A 22,080-nucleotide genomic window follows, 5' to 3' on the forward strand; every position below is an offset into this window, starting at 1 on the left:
CAATATCCTGATTAACCACTGTTCCTTTAATTCATGCCATTACCTATAATTAGAATAGTAGATGGTAAACTATATTTGTAGTAAGTATAAGTATAAACGAAGGGACTGATTATTTTGGATATTACAAAAACCAGAAAGCAGGGAAATTCCATTATCCTCACTGTTCCTAAGTCGTTTAATATTGGGGAAGGGGTTCCGGTTCGCCCACGTTTGACCAGCAATGGTATTGTTTATGAATTTGTCAAAGACGATGATCATGTATGGGATTTTGATACCGATATTTTAGAGGATTTAACTAACCAGGGATATACCGGCAAGGAATTAGTGACTAAGTTTAAAGAATCTAAAAAAGATTTTTCGAAAGCTTTGGATTATTTAATTTCACAAACCGAAAAAGAGCCAGAAATGAGCAGATCGGCCTTTGAAACGGAAATTGGTTTATAAAATAATACCTGGTAATCACTTGAAAGGGTATCTCAAGAGACTCAAGGATAAAAGTTAAAGTGGCTTTTTGTCAAAAATACTTACGTTAACATTGCGGATGACCCCAAAAGTGGTGTTCCTAAAAAAGAGACTTACCGAATTGCATATCTTATAAAAAATGACACGGTTATTCTTGGTGGACCATACGAGGGATTTTACGCAGAGCTTAAAAGAATAGTCGCAAATATGTGAAGAAAATAATTGCTAAATTAAACAGGGGCACGGCTAAATCCGGTAGTTGTAGTGAATTCCACATTTGTTTAAAAAAGAAAAGATTCCGCTATATCATTTTTTTGTGAATGATATAGCGGAATCTTTTAGTTAGTTTTGGGAGTGGTGAATTACGGATAAATTCTAGATCGTTAGCGGTAATATTTTGGCATTGAGTAATACGCTATTTCGGAATAGGACATGGTGGTATCAATTGAGTAGTTAACCTATATAGAATCGAAAAATAACTTTCTAGTTATTTTAACTTATTGGTGGTAAAATAACCTATTGTGGAGTAGTTGGGCGGGAATATTCTTCCAAGGAAAGGAGAGATGCGTATGCAACGTATCAATCATATTCTGAGAAAGGTATTAGTCTTTGCTGTCTTGGGCGGCTTTGCTTTTTGGCGGGGCTGCGGTAATCAGGGCAATTGCCAAGTACAATCAGTCAGTTGCGGATTTAATCCGTGCTTTGACAGAGTTAATACGGGCAATAAAAAAGAACCGTCGTTAAACTTTGGCCAGTTCTTCGGTTCTCTTTTAGACCTGTAGGAGCGTTGCCGCTCTACTAAACTACTATCGCATATGAGATATATTATAGCACATGCGATAGTAGTTTTTGTTTTGGGTATTATGGTTTGTTTTCGATTCACTGAAGAATTAGTTGGATTAGGGATAATATTTAAAAAGATATTGACGTTGTCAGTGAGGTTTTAGACTGCAAAAACGATGCTTTATCTTTATGTTTACAATTAGTTTTGGGTGGTTATTATTGTTCTAGAAAAACACATTGATAGCGAAAAAAGTGGGAGCTTGACTGCGATCAAGTGACTTATATAAAAGAGCACATTCTTGAATGAGTACAAATCATCATTTCGGTTTACAATGAAGCTAAGTAAATGCTTTTTTGTATTTTAAACTGAGGTGTTTATGTACCTAATTCTTTATCTTGACTTTGCATCAAGGGAGGCCAAAATCATGACATCAATCAAAACAATTCTGAATCAACAATATAAGACCATTCAAATTGAATGGCTTCGTTACCGGAATAATCCTTATGATGTGCAGCGAGCTCATGACTTACGGGTTTCGATTCGAACATTGCGTGGGCTGATCAAATTTTTGAAGCGACGGATTCCACAGGTTGTTTATGACTCACTTAATGGGGATCTTAGTCAATCTGCCAAAATCTTTGGGCCGTTGAGAGACCTTGACGTCCTAATGATTCAAGTTGGGAAGTTTGCGTATGCTCATCCGGAGGAAGAAACGGACTATCAGGGACTTTTTGAAGGGCTTTATCATCAACGAAACGAAGAAATGCAAACGACTTTGACGGACACAACACAGGAAGTTTTGGCGACCTATTTAATGCAGGTAAAAGCGCAGTTGGATACGTTGAATTTCAAACATGAGACGGATTGGGACAAATCAATTGCTCAGGAATTCAAACGTCGGGATCACAAATTAATGAAGCAGTACCATCAACTTGATTTCCATGATTACCTTCATGTTCATCATGTTCGTAAAAGGGCCAAGACATTACGGTATTCGGCAACTTATTTTTCGGAATTCATTCCTGAAAAAGAAGGTCGGATTTTGCGGAAAGCCAAGAGGGTTCAAGATGTGTGTGGCACAATTACGGATGCCCACGTTATTGACGGCGAGTTGCGTCAGTTGGCGGCTCAAACACCGAACCGGGATCGGCAAAAATTATTACTGCGAATTGCGCGTTCGCAACGGGATATTTATATGGCTAATAAAAAAACAATTATTCAGGATTTGGATAAAGCGATCAGTTAGCCAATCTTTAAACGAGAAGCGTTCCTTTAAAAGGGAGCGTTTTTTGTTGGATTCAAAAGGCATCTGTTAATCAATCTCTTTAACAAACTTTTACAAAAAAGACATCTAAATTACAGTTTCATGGCATAATTAATACGTTTCCCTTTAAATGGTTGAACCATTAGCCATTGTTTCCTATGATGTAATTATAGACAAAATAGTAAAGTAATAAAAATTAATGGGGAATAATACATGACTCAAGACAGACAAGCAGTTCTAGACGCGGCAACCCGCTTAAGCAATTCAATTGATTCGGCGGATAAGCCGGTAGATCACTTTACCTTTGTGAGTATAGTGGCACGGATGGCACAACACGATCCGTTATTTAAGCAACAATTACTCGAGGGGCTTCACCAGGAAATGTTACCATCGCTTTTTGAGCATATTAAAACAGATGTTGAGAATCAGGAACGAATGAATCGACTGAGAAAAAGGGCTCGGCTTTCCAAAACCGATCAGTACTTTATTAAACGACAGGTTGTTGCTTACGGGAGCCAATTAGGATGGTCTGGGTTAGGGATGAATCAGGTTCTCCCCAAGCTAACGGTTGTCAATATTCCAGCCCGTGATCAACAATTATATTGGGAAGTCTACGAAAACGATTATTGTGTGACATTCCACGGTAAAATTGTCGTTTATAAACTGGCAGTACTGGCGTATTTAAAAGAACAGATTAAATTTATTTTAGAAGAAAAACAGGAAAAGGTTGATGAGAGAGAACTGCTGAAATCTTGGCAGGAAACCTTTGATTCGGCTAAGAGTATGTATCGTAAGAAAAAAGGCTTCACATCATCGATGAAGGATCAAATGAGGGATGAAATGAAGACACTTTTGGATAATATTCCAACGGTAGACGATTAATCACTGCCCAGTGGGGCGATACAATAGTTGTCAATTGCTTTAATAGGCTGTTACAATGTATCTGATGATCGTCCCTCGAATGATCATTTATAAAATAATAATTTAGATATTACGCGAAAAGAGTTCTTCACAAAAGTGGAGGACTCTTTTTTTGTTGTTTCATAATTGAAGACAGACAGCGGATCTTATCGTGGATAAATGCCTATTGTTCAGGCACCAGTTTTGGAAAACTATCTCTATAAATAATCTGCCCAGGTACAGTAATGATATTTGTACCAAGTAGGGAATGGTTAATTTGATCGCGCAACAATCGTACGGCGGCATTTGCAATTTCATCGGTTGGAATCTTTACCGAAGAAATGGTTGGTTTCCTGATTCTGGTAATTGATAGATCATCAAAACTGACGATGCCAACGTCTTCTGGAATCCTGATGTTAGATTCTGAAAATGTATCTGCGAGCCCCCTGGCAATCAAGTCGTTGAGCGCAATAATGGCGTTTGGAAAAGCATAACCGGATTCTTTTCGCCGTTGGAGAAGTTGAACGGCTGCCTTTTGACCGTCAGCAATCGTTAGGCCGACATTGATAATGTCCGGAATCATCGAATGCTTTTTTGCCCATTCATAATAAGTGGACAGCCTTAGGTCAATTAGATTATCCCATATTTTCCCCGAGCGATTAATCCGCTCAATCGAACCACCGACAAAAGAGATCTGATGTCGATGATCGGCTAGAAAGTCATTTAAAATACCTGTCGTAATAGCATCAAAATTACTTTTAACCTGATTAACGCCGGAAATAGTTGTGTTGTCGTCTACCAGCACAAATGACCTGGCGATTTTTTTCATACTGACAATTGCGGCGGTTGTAAAAGGCCCGATCACCAGAACACCGTCCAGTCTGTCCAAGTGATACAGGTCGTTTTTATCCGGCAGCCATAAGGTTTTGACTACTTTTAAATTATTTTGTTTGCAAAATGATAGGATTCCTGAAAGGAGTTCGGAAAAATAGGGATCCTGGATAACCCGTTGTTGGCTTAAGGCCAGTAAGATGGCAATCTCGCTTCGAGAGCTCTTTCTAAGTATATAACCGGTTTCTTCGATAACTGATTTGACGTTTTCACGAGTCTTTCGGGAAACTCTTAAAGTCGGATCTTCATTGATAATTCTTGAGACGACACCGGGTGAAACATGAGCGATTTTTGCAATATCACGCATCGTTGTCATAAAATCATGCTCCTTTGTTTACCAAAGTTTACCACGTAAAAGAATGACACAATAAAAATGGATAAACGCTTATAGATAGCGCTTACAAGTAAACTACTGCCATTATCATATGCGTTTAAATGGCTTTCGTCCAGTGGATCTTATTGTTTGGGAGACTAAAATAACTTAAATTTTATATATGATAGCGCTATCAAAATAACTGGAAAGAAGGCCCATTATGAGCAACTATGCAACAATTAAGAATCCAATCCTACCCGGTTTTACACCGGATCCGGCCGTGTTGGGAGTGGGTGATGACTATTATCTGGCAACATCAACGTTTAATTGGTATCCGGGTGTTCAAATCTTTCACTCTAAAGATTTGGCCCACTGGGAACTTCAATCATACGTTTTCAATGATCCGGCTTTTCTAAAGCTGGCAGGAACCGATACGCCGGCTGGTGTTTGGGCACCCGACCTGACCTATGATCAAAGAACCGGAAAATACTGGATTGTGATGTGTCAAATGCACAACATGAACGGTAACCTGTTTGACCAAGATAACTATGCCGTTTATGCAGATGCTATTACCGGCCCATGGTCAAAACCAATCTACTTAAACTCGATCGGCTTTGACTGTTCGTTATTTCATGATGACGATGGCAAGCACTGGGCTGTGACTTTGGAATGGGATACGCGAAAAGGATATCAGCACCCGGGAGCCATTGTTTTGGAACAATTCGATCCCGAACAACAAAAGCTGGTTGGACCGACAAAGCGGATTAGTCGCGGTGGTACTGATCGGGGATGCCTTGAAGCCCCTCATATCTATAAGCATGACGGCTATTATTATCTGATGACGGCTGAAGGTGGAACCGGGTATGGTCATGGTGTCGTTGTACAACGCTCCAAGACAATTGATGGGCCATATGAATCAGATCCTCAAAATCCGATTATCACCTCGACACCGTATCGTTATTTCCGGCGTGGCGATCCTGATTCACTTCGGCTTGATTTATATAATCCTAAAGCACCGCTGCAAAAATGTGGTCACGGATCCCTTGTTCACACCGCAACGGATGAATGGTACGTCGTTCATCTATCCGCCCGACCATTGCCCGGCACAACCAATTGTACGCTTGGACGGGAAACGTCAATTCAGAAAGTTGCCTGGACAAAGGACGGCTGGTTGAGAATGAAAGCCGGTGGCACGTTAGCACAACCAACGACCGAAGGAATGAAAGGGGTTACGGTTTCGGATGCCCCTCAAGCAGCCGGAGTTGATGCAGACTTTGGTACCGGTCAAGTTGATCATCATTTAATGAGCCCATATGGTCCCCGAACCGAGGACTGGTGTTCATTTGATGCACGACCGGGATGGCTAAGAATTCGGGGGCGTCAATCATTCTTCAGTCAGTTTGAAGTGTCCCTGCTGGCATCACGGATTGATTCCTTTAAATCAACGGTGTCAACGGCATTGGATTTCGATCCGATTCATTATTCCCAATCGGCCGGTTTGACCCTGTACTACGACAATAGCAATTGGCTATTCGCCCGAATCTATCATTCAGAAACCTTAGGTGGGACTGCTTTGGCAATTATGAAAGGTGAAAAGGGCAAGAAGGATGAATACATTCTTGACCGGATCGCATTGCCGTCAAATCATGCTGAATTGCAAGCGAAGATTGATTACGACCACGTTCAGTTCTATTACCGGGTCAAAGGAACCGATGATTGGCAAAAACTCGGCCCCAAGATTGATATCTCGTTTATGTCGGATGAACAAACGGGCGGCTTTACCGGTTTGATGGGTGGTATCGGTGCTTGGGATGCGTACAGAAGACAATCGTATGCCGACTTTAAATACTTTAAGATTACGCCGGAAGAATAGCGTTAAAGTTTAAAAATGTGACTTTAAATGAGCTTTATATTTTGAAAGGAATGAACATTATGGCACAAGAAAATTCGACAGTTGGCGTGTTAGATTCTCAACAACCCAAACGCCCGATTAAACTCGGATTTGCATTATTAATCGGTCCTGCATGTTGGCTGGGCCCATACGTTGGGGTTTCGGCAACCTTACTGCCTGCTAAAATTGGTCAACTGGCACCGGCAGACAAAGTTCCGTTGGTAGCCGCTGCTTCAGCGATTGCGATGACCGTTGCGACAATTGCCAATATTATTGCAGGTGCATTATCGGATGTGACGCGGTCCAAACATGGAAAACGAACACCTTGGATTGTAATTAATTCAATTCTATCCGCTTTATGTTTGGTAGCGTTATCGATGGCAACCAGCGTGACAATGTTACTGATTGTTTGGGGAATTTATCAGGCCGTTCTAAACGCCGTTGTGGCACCGATGATCGCTCAAATCTCCGATCGGGTTGCTCCTAAATGGCGGGGAACGATATCATCATTTTATGGTATCGGGATGGCATTTGGAAACTATGGTTCAGGCATCATTGCATCACAATTTATCGATACAACCGAAGTTGGTATCCAGGTGCTTGCAGCATTTGCCTTGATTGGCGGCTTGCTTTCAGCCTTTCTTGCCAAAGAACCTTCTAATTTGGATGAACCAAGAGTAAAGTTTGATGCTGCAACGATTAAGCAAAACTTCATGTTTCCAACAAAGGGCGCGAGGGATTATTATTTGGCGCTGGCTGGAAAACTACTCATGGTTACAGGTCAATACGTGATTGTTGGTTATCAGCTATATATTTTTACCGATTATATGAAATTAGGAAAGGCGGCAACCGCTGCTTCGATTGCGACAATGTCATCGATTTTGATGGTAACCGGCATTCTGTTTACCGCTTTAGCCGGTCCAATCTCTGATAAAATGCATCGATTAAAGGCGCCGGTTGCACTAACAACCGTTTTGCTTGGTGTTGGGGCATTCTTCCCGTTCTTTGATGCCAAGCCCTGGACGATGTTTGTCTATGCTTTAGTTGCCGGAATCGGAATGGGTGCGTATAACGCGGTCGATCAGGCCTTAAACGTTGCCGTTCTGCCTAATCCAAATTCTGCAGCGAAAGATTTGGGAATTATCAATATGGCCAACACATTGGGACAGGTCTTTGGTCCGATGATCGCAGCTGTTGCGATTTCAACAATGGGTTATAAAGCGATGTTTCCTGTTGAAACAGCTATTTGTGTTGTTGGCGGCTTGCTGATTATGATGATTAAGAGAGTGAAGTAAGCTCACTTTAGTAGCAGTTGATTAGAAGGATAAGAGTTAGTCAGATGGAATATCTTTTTAAATTTACCATGGTGTTTATGAATGGTGAATTTGGAAAGATATTTTTTTGCTCAAATAGGATTGGGCTATGATACGTTTGATTTTCAAATGATGAGTCTTCTGATTTGGGTTATCAAGTTTTTAAATGATAATAGGGACCGTTTCCCGTGACTGGCTTCGCTCTAGGTTTCAAAATAGTTTTGGGTTAAAAGCAGCCCAAGAGAGGGAGAGTGAACTTAATGAACAAATCGACTAGCCGTTACATTTGGGAAATTATCGGCCTGATTGTGGTTGAAGACTTAATCATCTTCAATCCTCACTACGTTTTAGATCCGTTTAATTTATCTGAAGCCGGAGCAATAGCCGCACAAGAAATTATTTCTTTTGTTATTTTTGTTTTGATCAATATATTTATTGTTAAGGTGAAGATCAATTTGATCCCGACCGTTTCATGGGGAAGAATACTTATATTGGCGGTACCCATTTACATTGTGATTGTTGCTGCCGTTCAACGGATTGTTACAAATACACATCTGGATGTTCCCTTAGGCATTACCGTTGGTCTCGGTGCGGGTATCTTCGAAGAATTCTTTTACCGCGGCTTGATTCTGGGAACCTTGATGAGACTGTTTAGCAAGCAGACTTCCAAAGCACGTCAAATTTGGTATCCATTACTGATTACCAGTTTGATCTTTGGGTTGGATCATTCAACGAATGCCTTTTCTCAACCAGCCATTAATACACTGTTTCAAGTGATTCAGTCATTCACACTGGCTTTAATCATGGGGGCTCTTTATATCAGGCCCGGATCATTGATGATGTCGATTCTCTTCCATGGTATTTGGGACTTCGTTGGTTCCGTCGCTGTTGGAAGCGTCCTGTCAACAACTACTGTGAATGCCACATTTATTGTTTCAAACCTTGTATTGGATCTGATTCTTTTCTCTGGGGCTTGGTTTTATCTGCGAGCTAAAAAGATTCCGTCAATTAGGCTGGATCGGTTTTATCGGTGAGGGAATTTGGTAGACAGCTTGCTATGAAATAACTAATGATTGATAGTTATTGTGTCACAGTTAACAGGAAGTTTGTGATTTGAAGGTAATTTTTATCGAAATATTTTGAGAAAGTGCGCGGCATATTTTAAATTATGCTGCGTATTTTTAATAATAAATTAAACTACAATTTTGAGATTTTTAAGCAAAATGTGTTTAGTTTCGTATATGGCATGTTTTAGACACCATTAAATGTTAAAATGGTTATTGCAAGTTGTTATTGATTGGTAACATTTCTCGAAAAGAGGGTAAGAGCGGTATTTTAATGAGAGCTAATGTTACGGTCATGATAAATAAGCTAGGGGGTATGACAATGCATCTAAGAAAAAACAATGTAGCATTAATTACTAAAACATTAGTAACTTTTGTTATTAGCTTAAGCTTTATGTGTGTTTCAGCACTTGCTGCTGGTTATAGTGGTTCATTTTACAACGGCGGAAGTCAATTTGTAGCTAAACCAAATGGTGTAACAGCAGCCATGACATTGACTGGTAACAAGCAGGGAACAGGTGAAGGATATCCAACTTCTGCAGGTACTACTACACTTCCGATTAATTATGACAAGTGGAAGAGTGATGGTAACACACAATTTTTGGCTCATTTGGATATAAGTAATAATTCTGGTTCAGCACAGCCGGTTAACCAAGAAATTCGATTAACTGATTTGTCAACTAAAGGTGTTTATATCAGCGATACTGACAAAGATGCGCTTGTTTCTAAATTGAGGGACTTAACTAGCAAAATTCAGGTTATAAGAATTTATTTGGGAAATGGTGACGCTGTAAGTTACACTTCTGCAAGCACAGATTCAGACTGGAATAATTTAAAGGCAAAAAATTGGAATGGTGGTTTTGCAATCCAGATCACCACACCTGATGGTACCACTGGCAATAAACTTGCTGATAAAGATACCATTTCGCTCAGTATTCCTTTGACGGTATCTGATCCAACAAGCGAGAGTTTTAGTAATTTTAAAATGATTCAGTTTAGTTTTGAAGGTGGAACGTTGACACAGGCCAATCTTAATCCGTCTTTTGCTAAAGAGGTTAAGGATACTGTGAATAATAAACCATATTTGGCAACTCAATTATTATCAAGAGATCCTAGCGGCTGGAAATATCAGGTGTTACCTGATGATGTTCAAGCATTGCTCCCAACTGCTAAAGATAATCCGGTAATTTTTGATCCATTTGGTGTAGGATTTGAAAATGCCAGGACTAATCAAAATGCGATTCCATCATTTAACGCGGGAACTTTTTACGTTAATAACTTGCCAATCTTTAATGTCGTATCAAAATACGGTTGGTCTATGGAGTATGTAAATAATGGTGGACAAGAACAGAATACAATGTATTCGCATTATACTTATACTTGGGACAATGGCGGCAGCAATGGTCCGTCGTTTGTTGATGATCAAGGAAAAGAACTACCACTTACAGGTGATAATTATGCTGACTACGTTTCCTTAAGAAAAGTGTTGGATGTCAGAGATTGGCAAATGAATGTTAACGGTAAGTTCGATGCTAGTCAAGGGTTCGGACAATGGATTACAAACAATTCAACGATCAAAGACTTGGACACGGCTCAAAAGGCTGGATTGAAGATTGATCATAGTCAAGTTAATACTAGCAAAGCAGGCGTTTATCCGGTTACTTTTACAGTTCCGGATGCCAAATTCGCTGATGGAAATGGTGATGTACAAAAAGTTTCTAAAACGGTTAACGTCACGGTTCTAACGCCCAATTCATATATTTTAAAGGGTAGTGAGATTGGTTCTTATCTCAATCCGTCCAAGTACTATGTGGACGTTATGTATCGAACTGGCGATAACGATAAGAACGGATTTACAGTAGGTAATTTGACTGATAGTGATTTGAGCATTCAAGATAATAGCGGTAATACTCCAAGCTCGATGACACCTGGTCAGACGTACAAAGTTGTTTTGACAGATTCCGGTAAGGCTAAAATAATGCAGCAAATTAAGGCAAAGGCTGGAAATGACGTTAAGATTGATTCCGCGCTTAATGATGCTTACTTCACTTATACTGTACCTGCTGCAGACACAGTCATTGCCAGATTATCAGGCTCATCTACTAGTAAAGATACCTTGGATCCCAGTGATTATAAGGTAACGTTTACTGGTGATGCTGCTAATAATCACGCTGCTTATACGCCCGTTGCAAATGATCTTCAATTGCAAGACAGTAATGGAAATGTTGTTACTAATCCAGTTGCGGGTGAGTCATACAATGTTGTCCTCACAGCTGCTGGGAATAAACATATAGCGGACTTATTTAGCTCGACAATTAAGGTGATTACAAGCGGTAATGGAATATTTACTAGACCGACAACTTCCACTGGTGGCAGCGGTACTAGTACGTCAACCACACCAACGGGAACAACTAGCTCATCAAGTAGCTCATCGTCAAGTACCACGGCAAACAGTTCTAGTCAAAACAGTTCCTCGGCAACTACTCAACCAGGTACTGCCACTGAACCATCGACTAGCGTTGCAGTGAAGGGCGAGGCCGTTTATGCAACTAAAAAGATAGGCTTGTATAAGAAGGCTGATTTTAAAGGGAACAATCGAATTAAATGGTATTCAAAGGCTAAGCGAGTTAATCGCCCTGAATTCATTGTTAAGGGTTATCAAAAAGATACAAATGGTAAGTTGAGATATCGTGTTCAACAATATAATCCATATACTCGAAAGTATGTTAAAGGAACTAAAGGTTACATCACGAGCAGTACCAAGTATGTTGTGCCTGCCTATTATCAAACAGTTCCAAAGAGTAAAAAGATTATGATCATTAATCGCAACGGTGTTAAATCATATAAAAAGGCTTCTTTGACAAGTAAGGTAAGAAACTATAAGAAAGGTTCCTTGCTAAAAGTTAAGAAAGTTGTTAAGTACAAGTATTCAACTCGTTATGTTTTGAGCAATGGTCAATATATTACGGCAAATAAGAAGTTTGTGATTCAAAAATAGTTACTTGGTTTTAATTTTATCAGTTATATCCTGATAAAGTGAGAAAGTATGGTATCTAAAGAGATGCAGCTAGGACAAGAGAGTTATTGTCCTAGCTGCATCTTTTTGAAAATGGTAGCTAAGTTAAATAATGAGTTTAACGTAGGTATGTCTATATACGCTCAACATGCCGAATGTCATCAATAGAAACAGCCTTTTCATCATCGATGATAATCTTGTCGCTATGATAGCCGTATACATGCGTTTGAATATCGGGGAGTTGATTACCGTTTGCGTCCAACTCATTTAGTTGAAGGCTAACCGCACGGTGTCGTTGATAAGCTTCTGCCAAGATGGTTGTGATGGTTTCGAGAGATTGTTGGGATTTGGGATGATAAACTTTTTGATCTTTGGCTTCTTGTTTATTTAACGCCGCAGTGTGATCTGATAAATAGAAACCCTGCCATTTCACCATGCCTCGATCATGGTAATCATGTTCAAAAAAATTGTTAACAACGTCCATGTCAAAATGATCATTATTCAAGTTGCTCACGCCTCCATTGAATGACTTTTTGGGTAGAAGGCCACTTCATACCTGCAAAACCGGTAAACTCGATTGTCAGGTTGGTTTTACTCCTTAGCCCTTTAATCACTTGTTCCAAATAGGAAAGGTCATAGTTAATCAGCTTATGTAGCGGTACTGATTTCAAACGTTCCCCCTGTCGTTGACTGTTAAAAAAGAAATTGTAACTTTGGTCGTATGGATCGTTGTTAACCAGTATCCAGTAGCGGGTACGACTCATTCTTTTAAATAATTTTTCTATTCGGCTATAGATAATATCCAAATCATTATTCATAAGAATTTCCTCCATTGTGTCCGCCAACCAGCTTTGAACGTTCAATTGCTGTTCCACCCGTAGTTAAGCTGGTGGCGTAGACTAATTTGGTGAAGCCAAACTTTTGATGGATTTCATCAATGACATAGCCCAGCTTTTCATTCTTTATTTGTCGGTTGGGATTCATAAACAAATCCAACTGTTGGTGCGTATCAGGGGTTAATCGACTCGTGTAGACAGCAATATTACGGACTGCTTGACCGTTCCAATCTTGGCGAAACATGAAGATTAATTGCTTAACGATTTCACGGTTGTTATTGCATGGTGGCAGTCTCAATGCATGATGAAAGCCGCCACGACCGTCTTCTGCAGTTGCCGCATATGAGAAGCCGATGCTGAGTGATAGGCAGCTTGCAAGTTTGTGATGGTGTCGCAGACGTGCAGCAACCTGTTCACCGATTTCCTTAATGACTGTTTCGATTTCCTGTTGACCGAGGTAGTCACGGGGGAGTACTTGGGAGTTACCCAAACTGGCGGATTTAGTTACCGGTTTATGGCTGACTTTGGAACGATCAACGCCCCATGCCGTCGCAAATAGTTGTTCACCGATGAGGCCCATTTCCTGTTTTAGTAGGTACGGATTTTTGTGGGCAAGTTCATACATGTTGTGAATGCCGAGTCGATTGAGGTGCTTGGCTGTTCTATTGCCAATTCCCCAAACATCGGTTAGATTATTAATCGGCCAAATTGTTTTCGGAACGGTTTCGTAATGAATTTCGCCAATAAGTTCAGGGGTATGCTTAGCGTAAACATCTAGGGCAATTTTGGCCTGTACCGGATTATCGCCAATCCCGACAGTGGTGTAGAGCCCCAATCTTTTGCGAACGGTTTTTTGAATGACGCGGGCAACCTCACGAGGAGTGTTACCAAATAATTTCCATGAATGAGTCATATCAACAATGCTTTCGTCAATTGAATAAGGCCAAACGTCCTGTTCGGAAGCAAATTCGGTAAAGATCTGGTTGATCTGTAAATTACGTTTAATATAAAGATTCATCCGTGGTGGCACCACACATAGCCGAGGATCTTGAGGCAAGTTTCTTTGACGGGAAACGTTGGCTTTAAGATGGAATAATCGTTTTGCTTCAGGAGAAGTTGCCAGGATAAGGCCGCCGTTCGTATTTTCTTGTTCGCTAAGAACGACTAATGGTATTTTGAGCGGGTTGAAGCCACGTTGGACCGCCTCACAACTGGCGTAAAATGACTTATTATCGATTAAAAAGAAGACACCGTGTGGTTCTTTATCTATGAACATCATCATCACTTCCCCCAAGGCTTTGATTATTTTGGTGCGAACGTAAACTGATATTTAATGTGTAAATTGTTAGAGTCAAAAATACTCTAGAACTATCAAAATACTAATCGTAAAAGCACCAGTCGAATGTTTGTTTGCTTATCTCTATGATACGAACGTACGTTTTAAATGTCAAGATAATTTATAAAATAAATAAAAAGCATATTACTCAAACTGATATATCTCATATGGAATGTCTATTTTGGGTAATATGTTCTTTATGCCCGTTGTGTTGAGGGTTGAGCTACAGAGTCTTACAAGTCAGTATCGCGTCAATCGTGATTAACATCCAAATAATGAGTAAACAACTCAAATATCAAAGAAGGATAATTAAAAGAAGACCGTTTTAATATTTTAGCCATTGATGCTATCTAGGTTGTTTGTGAATTAGGTTCACGGTATGTTACAATTAAATTGTGAAAACGGGTACATATTTAAAGGGTTTAGTTATGCGGGAATTTGTACCAGTTTCAAAATATAGGGGGGATGAAGATTCATGAAGAATTTAACAAAGATGCGAAGATTGTTCTTTTCAGTTGTACTGGCAGTATTGAGTGTACTATTGCTAGTTAATGCACTACCAAATAAGGTAGGTGCGGATGACGCGTCAGCCATTTATAATGGGACAGTGACAAACTTAGATCCGAATGATAATAGCTCACGTACCGCTAATGGGCTGATTCATAAGATTTGGATGACTGCAAAAAATAATAGTGGTCAAACTGAATCATCAAATTATGGTACTGCTCAGCCAGGAGTTACTCATAACTTTTTGCTCGAAAAGGGGAACTACCAGGATTTATACCTGCATTTACGGCTAACTAATCAGTCAGAAAATGATCCTATAACGATTCATAATGAAATGTTAAATTTACCAATTTCACATAATTTTTTGGGTGATGCTAATAGTCATATTGTATACGGAGATACGAAGCCGGTTTCTAATCCTGACAATGCAAGCATTTGGTATGACTTTGCTGATGGCCGGAATGGTACGGATCATCCTGATTCGGGTTGGGATCAGATATTTGCGATTTCGATTAAAGCTGGTAATGTAATACCAGCTGGAGGATCGATTCAAATTGATGTACCGCTTAAAGTTATCCCAGATGCTAATGGTAATGTCGGGAAGTTCACGTTTGCTGACTATTCATATAATGCGAGCGCTGTATACACAAGTATTCAGAACTGGGCTCGAGTTGCTTCACCAGTTGAGTTGAATTATCGACAACCAGGTTATGAGGGCTATTTTATAGCCGGAACAAGTAGTAATAGAGATCCTGGTCATCCTAGCACACTTAATTTTGCAAATAATGCTCAGAAGTATTTTCCCCAAATAACAAAATCTTTGAATGCAATCGGTTATGATAACACTAATTCCTTTGTTGATAAGGCAGGTCTGGACAATGTTTTCTATACAGATGGTCTTCAAGTTGTTCAATTGGATGCAATTCCTTCTGCAACTGGGAAGGGCACATTAGCGGATGATTTGCATAACAATGGTTATTCGTTTTTAATTCCCTCTGTAGATTATCGATGGGGGTTTAAAGCAAATCAAGAAGCAAAAGATTATGTTTATTCCGTTGCAAACAGCTCACCATTGGCCGATGTTAAAATGCCCGATGGATCAGGAGCTACTGGTCAGATGTATGATAACAAACTCCTAGGTAGCATCACACTACAGGTCCAACAATTATTGGATGCTTCCGATAGGACAATTCCAGTAACCAAAGATGGTGCATGGGCACCATATGATGGTGTTACCTTCTATGGAATAGATCAATCAAAGCTTGACAAGAACCCTGATGGAGCAAGTTACGTTGTTAAGAAAGTTGACTCAAACAACAATGAGTCAGCCGCACCTGGTAATAAAGTTGATACCACTAAAGACGGTGTCTATCATGTCACATACACTTATGAGGTTTACGATGGTTTAACCGTCAAAAAGACGATTACGATTACAGTTGGAAAAGGAAATCCAACGCCACCAACAACAGGGACATCGAATAATGGCGGTACAAACACGTCAAACACAAATAATAATAACAATAACAGCAACAACGGTAACAATTCCGGAAACACAAACGGCTCGACAACTACGACAACCAAGCCTTCTACTTCGGTAGGTCCTAACATTGCTGTTAAGGGCGAAGCTGTTTATGCTATCAAGAAGATCGGTTTGTATAGGAGCACTAGTTTTACTAAGAGCAAGCGGATTGCCTGGTATCCTAAACAAAAGCGGATTAACCGGCCGATGTTTGTTGTTACCGGATATAAACGCACTAGCAATGGCACTTTGAGATACAAGGTTCGTGATGTTAACCATGGACGCAAGACTGCCGGCAAGAAGGGTTATATCACTGCCAGCCGGAAATATGTCGTACCAGTTTATTATGCTAGTGTTCCAAAGTCCAAGAAGATTACTGTGATTGCTAAAAAGGGCGTTAATGCTTACAAGTCAGCCAACTTAACTGGTAAAGCCAAACACTATAAGAAGGGTGTTCGTTTAACAGTTAAGAAGTTGGTTAAACATAATTTGACCACGCGTTATCAATTAAGCAATGGCAAGTATGTTACTGCCAATAAAAAGTTAATTATTGCAGGTAATTACTAAAATCAGTTACGGTTATCAGCCGTACTGAAATTAGGCTAAAACAAATAGGTTCTTATCAAGTCTGTATTGACCTGATAAGAGCCTATTTTTAATATTGTACTGATAAAAATAAGGGATGCTATAGGGATGATTTGATTTCATCATTGGCTAGTGAGCATCTTCTAGGATGATTCTCATTCGCCAATACTCTCATTGCCAGCATCTTTGCCCCAATCAATTTCAGGATTACCGATTTTACCATCAATGTGATAGGCTTTCTTCTTCTTTTCGATTTGATCCCAAACGGATTCCTTGTGTTTGGTAACAGTGATATGGCTGCTTCGTATCTCAAAATCAAGATATTCCGTTGGTTTAACATTCAAGACATCCCTAACAACTTTTGGAACGGTGATCTGGTTTCTTTTGCTTAATTTGGCACTGCTCTTAATAATAGGATCCATAGTGATCTTCCCCCTTTGCATTGATAGTTGTATCTTCTAAGCAGAAAAAAGTAAAGGATGGTCAAGTCAAAACCAATAGCAAAACAGGGTGTGTGACTATTAATCCTAAATTTAATCTTTTGTTCTGTTATTATTTGGTATACTAAACACACTTATATATCGATAGGCGCAAGTACAGCAATTATATACCTAACCATGATTAGTACGAGGAGAGAAAACAATGAACGAAAAGGAAATGGATGCCTATTTGGATGATTTCTTAACACCCTATTGGCAAAACTTTGTGGATGAAAATAACGATGGTGAGCAGAGCTTTCAAAGTGATGAAGAACTTGAGGCAATGTACGCCCTCATTAAAGGATTTATGTCCGGAATGGTGGTTAACGGTGCGCAATCAATTCCACAAATTACCGAGGACGACATTCAGGCAGCCATTGGTATGCTTGATAAAGCACCAACGGATGCAGAACCCGAATTTGACGATCTTGTTGATCATACTTTGACATTGGGACATCTCTTTTTGGCTTGGCTTTCTGTCAGCGGAAGTATCAATTTGACCGGCGAACAGATTGATGGAGTCTTTGGCGAGGACTTATCCTATTTGTCTCCAATGGATGATATGGCTGATATTGATCGGGATGAGTATCATTATGATCGCGCGGATTTAGATGAGTACCGATCAGAAACGGCTAATGAAGTTAGTCGTCAGGCGGAGAAAGCGGCTGAACTATTTATTGATTCAAAGGCTCTGAATAAGCTGGACGGTCAAGTGGACGAAGATGACGAGGATAATATTATTCTGACAATACAAAGTTTGGCTGTACACCTATATGGTGAATACCGCCAGTTGCCTTTCGAGGAGTGGACCGGATCAGCATTAAAGGCTGTTTTAACAGGATATATCGTCAAAGATGCTTTTCTTGCTTCAAAAGACTATCAAAGCTTCGGACCAATCCTAAAAGCGTTTATTGATTTTATCGCAGGTACCCAGTTGATGACCGCAACGGTGGGGAAATCTTTAAAGAAAGCTATTGATGAAGCAACACCGGAAATGATTCGTTTGGGTCAGGATGAAACCAATTATTCTGAGACCAAACAACTAATATTGAGTGTCAAGGAAAACAAAACCGATCCAAGCGAAACGCTTTTCAAATTACTGGACGATTCATCAGACGACAATCCTTTTGATATGCTTGACCAACCAGATAATAAAAAAGGTAAGCCAAATGTGGTTTCAATGGAGGATTGGAAAGATAAGCCTCGGAAAAAGGGTAAAAAGAATAAGAAACCTAAGAAAAGATAGCGTTGAATAAAAATAAGCATTAAAAAGTCTGATTATATTGAACAAAATTATGCAATAAACAAGGGTGGCTGAGAAATTTTATCTCAGGCGCTTTTTCTTTGTGGAAATGAATTTGGGCTCTCGGCGCTATCTTATCGACTATTTGTAAGGCTTAATGACTTTGCTTGATTTGGTGCTCTCTCAAAAACAACCGGGACGGTTTAATATAATAGCGTGTTCTCAAAGTATATGAGTCAAAAAATATTAATGGCTTGTGAGTGGCTAGGGTATACTGGAATGGTAAAGGTAAAAGTCTGAGGGGGCTAATTATGAGAAAATCAAAAAATGTGCTGGTCGTGTGCCTAACATTACTGGCGGTATTAGTAGTTGGATTTACATACAAATTATCTGTGTCAGCGGCTGAAAAGCCAACTACACAGACTGTTAAGTCGACCAAACCCATGCATCATTATTTGTTGGTAATGGGGCATGGTGCCGGTGATCCGGGTGCTCGCGGCAACGGGACAAACGAAGCGCATTTTATGCGGGCAAAATTATTACCTGAGCTTCGAAAATATGCGAAAGAGGTTAAGCACAGCAAAGTCACCTTTTACAATCCCAAGCACGACATTGTCCGTGACACGCTGGTCTACCATAAGGGATCTTATAAAATCAATAAAAAGACCACGGTTATCATGTTTCATTTGGACTCGGGCAGCGGTGCATACGCCCATGGTGGACATGTGATTATCCACCGACCGACACCAACTAAGCGTGATCGACGACTTGCTCAGGTTATTAAAAAATATGTGGGCCTTAATCCTGCCTATCACGGCTACAGTTACCGAACCAATTTGCGAAACTGCAATGTTTTGCGCCGCCGGGGTATCGACTATAGTTTATTGGAGACCGGCTTCATCACGAACAAACACGATTTCAAAAAGATCAAGCATAATCTCGATAAAATTGCCAAAGGCTATATTGAAGCGATTACGGACGAAAAGATCGAGTAAGTTTGTGGTTTGCTTAAATTTTGACTTGGTTAGGCGACACTTGTTGCTTAGCTGAACGGGTGGTGCTACGCTTGGGTTTAGCTAAGGAGGAATCGAATGATGAAATGGTTAACTTCTTTTTTAAAACTGGTTTTAGTTGGTCTTGGACTGGGAGTTTTGCTCCTATGTGTTTTGGCATTCCCAGCGCTTTTAAAGAAGCTCGGTGTCATTTATCCACAATATGGTTTTGAACGTTTGTTGTTTATGACGAGTCTATATACTTCAGCGATTCTCTTCTATGTTGCTGGTATAAATGCTTACCGGATTCTAAATCTGATTAATCAGCATAACGTTTTCTCGGTTACGGCGATTAACGCCATTGCCCGAATTAAAAAAATGATTCTGGGGATGGGGATCTGTTACACACTTTTCCTGCCATTCATTTATCGGGTTGCCGATAGTGAAGACGCACCCGGATTGGTTCTGATGTTCGGGGTTGTAGCCCTTGTGCCATATGTTGTGTCGGTGTTTGCGGCTATTCTTGAAAAGTTGGCAAAACAAGTTGTTCTCTAGAGTTGATATCATTATTTTAATAAAATGGGTTCATTGGATTAATTAATCTTGATGGGTTTTAATATAAAAATGAAGCAGGTACTCTATTAGGTAGGGTATCTGCTTCATTTATTGTTGATATACTCAACTGAATAGTTGACGCGATGATGAGCACAAAAATACTATAAGGTTGATTTAGCTGTTATCACCTGTTTTCAATTTGTGGCCCGGAAGAAAATTTATTCAAGAATGTGCTGATGCCAAAGGTGTTAAGCCTACTGATTTTATTTTGGATCTGATCATAATCAGTATTACGTTGATCGTTTATAAAGAATCTAAGTGTCGACAATGTGTTTTGAATTAAAAAATTAGCGCAAAGTTTGGCGTCATCTCGGTTAATTGAAAATGATGCCAAAATTGACTGGGTCATTTCTTTGGCTACCATCCGTTCGATCTTTCTGGTAAAGAAACTATATTCGTCAGAAAATAATAACCGCGACCAAAAATCTTTGCTTTCCTGCAATAAACTGATAAGTTCGGTTAAATTCTGACCAGGATGTTCATAGTTTTCTTTAAAGGACCGCTGCTTAAATAAGCTGACTAACCGTTGGGTCACTTCATTTACATAAGAATTTACCAAGTCCTCTATTGAGTCAAAGTGTAAATAAAATGTTTTCCGATTAATATTGGCTTTCTCGGCTAGTTCTTTAATTGTAATATCGTGATAATCATGGGTGGTTGCAAGTTCTTCAAATGATTTTTGAATCGCTTTTCTTGTTCGTATAACGCGCCGATCGACTTTCTCTTCCATAAAATGTACCTACTTTCTTACCAAATTAAGCGATTGTGTGGCATAAGCCCCAAATGATTGATTTGTGATGTTGTCAAATGTTTTTTATGCTTCTATATTGTCTAATACACACATGGTAATTAATTAGTATATCGGCATCTACACATAGAATGTAGAGAGAGTACCCGACGTATTTTAAACATGTGCCTACTAGAGAAAATGGAGGGTAAATTGATGAATTCTTTACAAACAGAAATAAAGCACAGAATTACTACCTTACAAAACAATCTTCAGGATAATGACTTGGACGCCTATGTTATCACTGATCAAGAAGATATTTGGTATTTTACGAACATTAATTATAAATCGGAGCAGCGTCCTTTCTTATTTGTGGTTTATCCTGATAGGAAGCCCTTATTTATTGTGCCGAAATTAGAGGTTGATCATTTTACAGTCCCATACTTTGACTATGATTTAGATCATTATTTTGATGTCACTTCCAGGTCCGGTCAAAATTGGTATGAGGTATTGACGAGTTATCTTGGTGGTTTATCAAAGGTCGGAATTGAAGCCAACGGTCAATTATTAATGACGCATTTTACTCAAGGTATCAATTGGGAAACTAAGTTTTTGGTCCAAAACCAGCGGATGATCAAAAGTGACTATGAGTTAGATAAACTTCAGTATGTTTCTGATATCTGCAGCAGTGTTGTGCAAAAGACTTTGGAGATGTCGAAGACGGGCACTAAAGTTTCTGATACTTATAAACTTGCCATGCAAGTTGGGGCTGAAGAAATGACTAAACATTTCAGTCTGGAAAACAGGACAATCAACGCCGTCTGGCCGTCCGAATATAGCTTTATGCCGCATAGCATTCCGGATATGAACGCCAAAATTGGTGCCGGCCCAAACATTAATATTGCACTGTTTGTTATTCAAGGATACGCTGCCGAATGTGAACGAACTTTCTTTACTGAAGACCCGACAAAAGAAGAGGTCGGACATTTTAACCAAATGATGAATGCTCGTAAGCTCTTTTTAAAGCATCTTAAGCCCGGGGAAAAGGCAAGTGACATTGAAAAAACGGTCGATTCTTATTTTGCAGAAGAGGGTGTTTTAGACAGTGTTTTACATCGTCCAGGTCATGGAATTGGCTTGAATAATCATGAATGGCCAACTCTCTCTCTTGGGAATGATATGGTTTTGCAGGAAAATATGGTTGTTTCAGTGGAACCAGCCATTTACTTTAAGAATCAGGGTGGCTATCGTCATTCAGATACGGTATTAATAACTAAAGATGGCTATAAACTGATGACCCATGCGCCTACTTCTCTATCGGAATTGACTCTCAGATAAAGCTG

At 39.7% G+C, this 22,080-nt stretch carries 18 protein-coding genes; 12 read left to right on the forward strand and 6 right to left on the reverse strand.

What is annotated here, in order from left to right; genetic code table 11:
• Positions 1 to 114 precede the first annotated feature (114 nt).
• From GQR93_RS03690 to GQR93_RS03700, 3 genes are all read left to right on the forward strand, one after another.
• The gene (locus GQR93_RS03690; protein ID WP_003552369.1) at positions 115 to 444 is read left to right on the forward strand and encodes a hypothetical protein; all 330 of its coding nucleotides are present in this window, start codon (positions 115 to 117) and stop codon (positions 442 to 444) included.
• 1,226 nt (positions 445 to 1,670) lie between these two features.
• On the forward strand, positions 1,671 to 2,492 hold the full coding sequence (locus tag GQR93_RS03695; protein WP_050757944.1) for a CHAD domain-containing protein: 822 nt from the start codon (positions 1,671 to 1,673) through the stop codon (positions 2,490 to 2,492).
• Positions 2,493 to 2,723: 231 nt separating this feature from the next.
• Complete coding sequence (locus tag GQR93_RS03700; protein WP_003552372.1) at positions 2,724 to 3,392, forward strand: hypothetical protein; 669 nt, start codon at positions 2,724 to 2,726, stop codon at positions 3,390 to 3,392.
• Positions 3,393 to 3,594: 202 nt separating this feature from the next.
• Here the strand turns inward: GQR93_RS03700 and GQR93_RS03705 are convergent, their stop codons facing one another.
• Complete coding sequence (locus GQR93_RS03705) at positions 3,595 to 4,617, reverse strand: LacI family DNA-binding transcriptional regulator (protein ID WP_003552373.1); 1,023 nt, start codon at positions 4,615 to 4,617, stop codon at positions 3,595 to 3,597.
• Positions 4,618 to 4,834: 217 nt separating this feature from the next.
• On the opposite strand from GQR93_RS03705, the gene GQR93_RS03710 reads away from it, so the two are divergent.
• The 4 genes from GQR93_RS03710 (at position 4,835) to GQR93_RS15250 (ending at position 11,880) form a co-directional block, all read left to right on the forward strand.
• Positions 4,835 to 6,487 carry a glycoside hydrolase family 43 protein gene (locus GQR93_RS03710; RefSeq protein WP_003552374.1) on the forward strand — a complete coding sequence of 551 codons (1,653 nt, stop codon included), beginning with the start codon at positions 4,835 to 4,837 and terminating at the stop codon, positions 6,485 to 6,487.
• A gap of 59 nt (positions 6,488 to 6,546) precedes the next feature.
• Positions 6,547 to 7,800, forward strand: a complete 1,254-nt coding sequence (locus GQR93_RS03715; protein ID WP_035444337.1) for an MFS transporter — start codon at positions 6,547 to 6,549, stop codon at positions 7,798 to 7,800.
• A 278-nt stretch (positions 7,801 to 8,078) separates the two neighbouring features.
• The gene (locus GQR93_RS03720; RefSeq protein WP_003552377.1) at positions 8,079 to 8,852 is read left to right on the forward strand and encodes a CPBP family intramembrane glutamic endopeptidase; all 774 of its coding nucleotides are present in this window, start codon (positions 8,079 to 8,081) and stop codon (positions 8,850 to 8,852) included.
• A gap of 352 nt (positions 8,853 to 9,204) precedes the next feature.
• The gene (locus tag GQR93_RS15250; RefSeq protein ID WP_187117506.1) at positions 9,205 to 11,880 is read left to right on the forward strand and encodes a DUF5776 domain-containing protein; all 2,676 of its coding nucleotides are present in this window, start codon (positions 9,205 to 9,207) and stop codon (positions 11,878 to 11,880) included.
• Positions 11,881 to 12,031: 151 nt separating this feature from the next.
• On the opposite strand, the gene GQR93_RS03730 is transcribed toward GQR93_RS15250, so the two are convergent.
• Genes GQR93_RS03730 through GQR93_RS03740 form a run of 3 tightly spaced genes read right to left on the reverse strand, consistent with a single transcriptional unit; the run spans position 12,032 to position 14,010 of the window.
• Positions 12,032 to 12,403 (reverse strand): hypothetical protein, encoded by a 372-nt coding sequence (locus GQR93_RS03730; protein WP_003552380.1) that lies wholly within the window; start codon positions 12,401 to 12,403, stop codon positions 12,032 to 12,034.
• Complete coding sequence (locus GQR93_RS03735; RefSeq protein ID WP_035444339.1) at positions 12,396 to 12,716, reverse strand: hypothetical protein; 321 nt, start codon at positions 12,714 to 12,716, stop codon at positions 12,396 to 12,398. Before GQR93_RS03735 ends, GQR93_RS03730 begins: the two co-directional genes overlap by 8 nt.
• Positions 12,709 to 14,010: a Y-family DNA polymerase gene (locus GQR93_RS03740; RefSeq protein ID WP_187117518.1), complete on the reverse strand. Its 1,302-nt coding sequence runs from the start codon at positions 14,008 to 14,010 to the stop codon at positions 12,709 to 12,711. The genes GQR93_RS03735 and GQR93_RS03740 overlap by 8 nt, the downstream gene beginning before the upstream one ends.
• A 535-nt stretch (positions 14,011 to 14,545) precedes the next feature.
• Here GQR93_RS03740 and GQR93_RS15395 point away from each other — a divergent pair.
• Positions 14,546 to 16,663, forward strand: coding sequence for a DUF5776 domain-containing protein (locus tag GQR93_RS15395; RefSeq protein ID WP_225442048.1), 2,118 nt, complete (start codon positions 14,546 to 14,548; stop codon positions 16,661 to 16,663).
• Positions 16,664 to 16,836: 173 nt separating this feature from the next.
• On the opposite strand, the gene GQR93_RS03750 is transcribed toward GQR93_RS15395, so the two are convergent.
• On the reverse strand, positions 16,837 to 17,103 hold the full coding sequence (locus GQR93_RS03750; protein WP_050757945.1) for an AbrB/MazE/SpoVT family DNA-binding domain-containing protein: 267 nt from the start codon (positions 17,101 to 17,103) through the stop codon (positions 16,837 to 16,839).
• 220 nt (positions 17,104 to 17,323) lie between these two features.
• Here GQR93_RS03750 and GQR93_RS03755 point away from each other — a divergent pair, with 220 nt between their 5' ends.
• The 3 genes from GQR93_RS03755 (at position 17,324) to GQR93_RS03765 (ending at position 19,950) form a co-directional block, all read left to right on the forward strand.
• Positions 17,324 to 18,406: a hypothetical protein gene (locus tag GQR93_RS03755; RefSeq protein ID WP_003552392.1), complete on the forward strand. Its 1,083-nt coding sequence runs from the start codon at positions 17,324 to 17,326 to the stop codon at positions 18,404 to 18,406.
• A gap of 308 nt (positions 18,407 to 18,714) precedes the next feature.
• Positions 18,715 to 19,398, forward strand: a complete 684-nt coding sequence (locus GQR93_RS03760; RefSeq protein WP_035444341.1) for an N-acetylmuramoyl-L-alanine amidase — start codon at positions 18,715 to 18,717, stop codon at positions 19,396 to 19,398.
• Between the two features lie 96 nt (positions 19,399 to 19,494).
• Positions 19,495 to 19,950: a DUF2975 domain-containing protein gene (locus GQR93_RS03765; RefSeq protein WP_003552396.1), complete on the forward strand. Its 456-nt coding sequence runs from the start codon at positions 19,495 to 19,497 to the stop codon at positions 19,948 to 19,950.
• Between the two features lie 184 nt (positions 19,951 to 20,134).
• Here GQR93_RS03765 and GQR93_RS03770 read toward each other — a convergent pair whose 3' ends face one another.
• Entirely contained in the window at positions 20,135 to 20,740 is a 606-nt protein-coding gene (locus tag GQR93_RS03770; RefSeq protein ID WP_003552398.1) for a TetR/AcrR family transcriptional regulator, read from the reverse strand.
• 213 nt (positions 20,741 to 20,953) lie between these two features.
• Here GQR93_RS03770 and GQR93_RS03775 point away from each other — a divergent pair, with 213 nt between their 5' ends.
• Positions 20,954 to 22,075, forward strand: a complete 1,122-nt coding sequence (locus GQR93_RS03775) for a M24 family metallopeptidase (RefSeq protein WP_225430397.1) — start codon at positions 20,954 to 20,956, stop codon at positions 22,073 to 22,075.
• The last annotated feature ends 5 nt before the right edge of the window (positions 22,076 to 22,080 follow it).

The organism is Lentilactobacillus hilgardii (assembly GCF_009832765.1).
Classification (GTDB): domain Bacteria; phylum Bacillota; class Bacilli; order Lactobacillales; family Lactobacillaceae; genus Lentilactobacillus; species Lentilactobacillus hilgardii.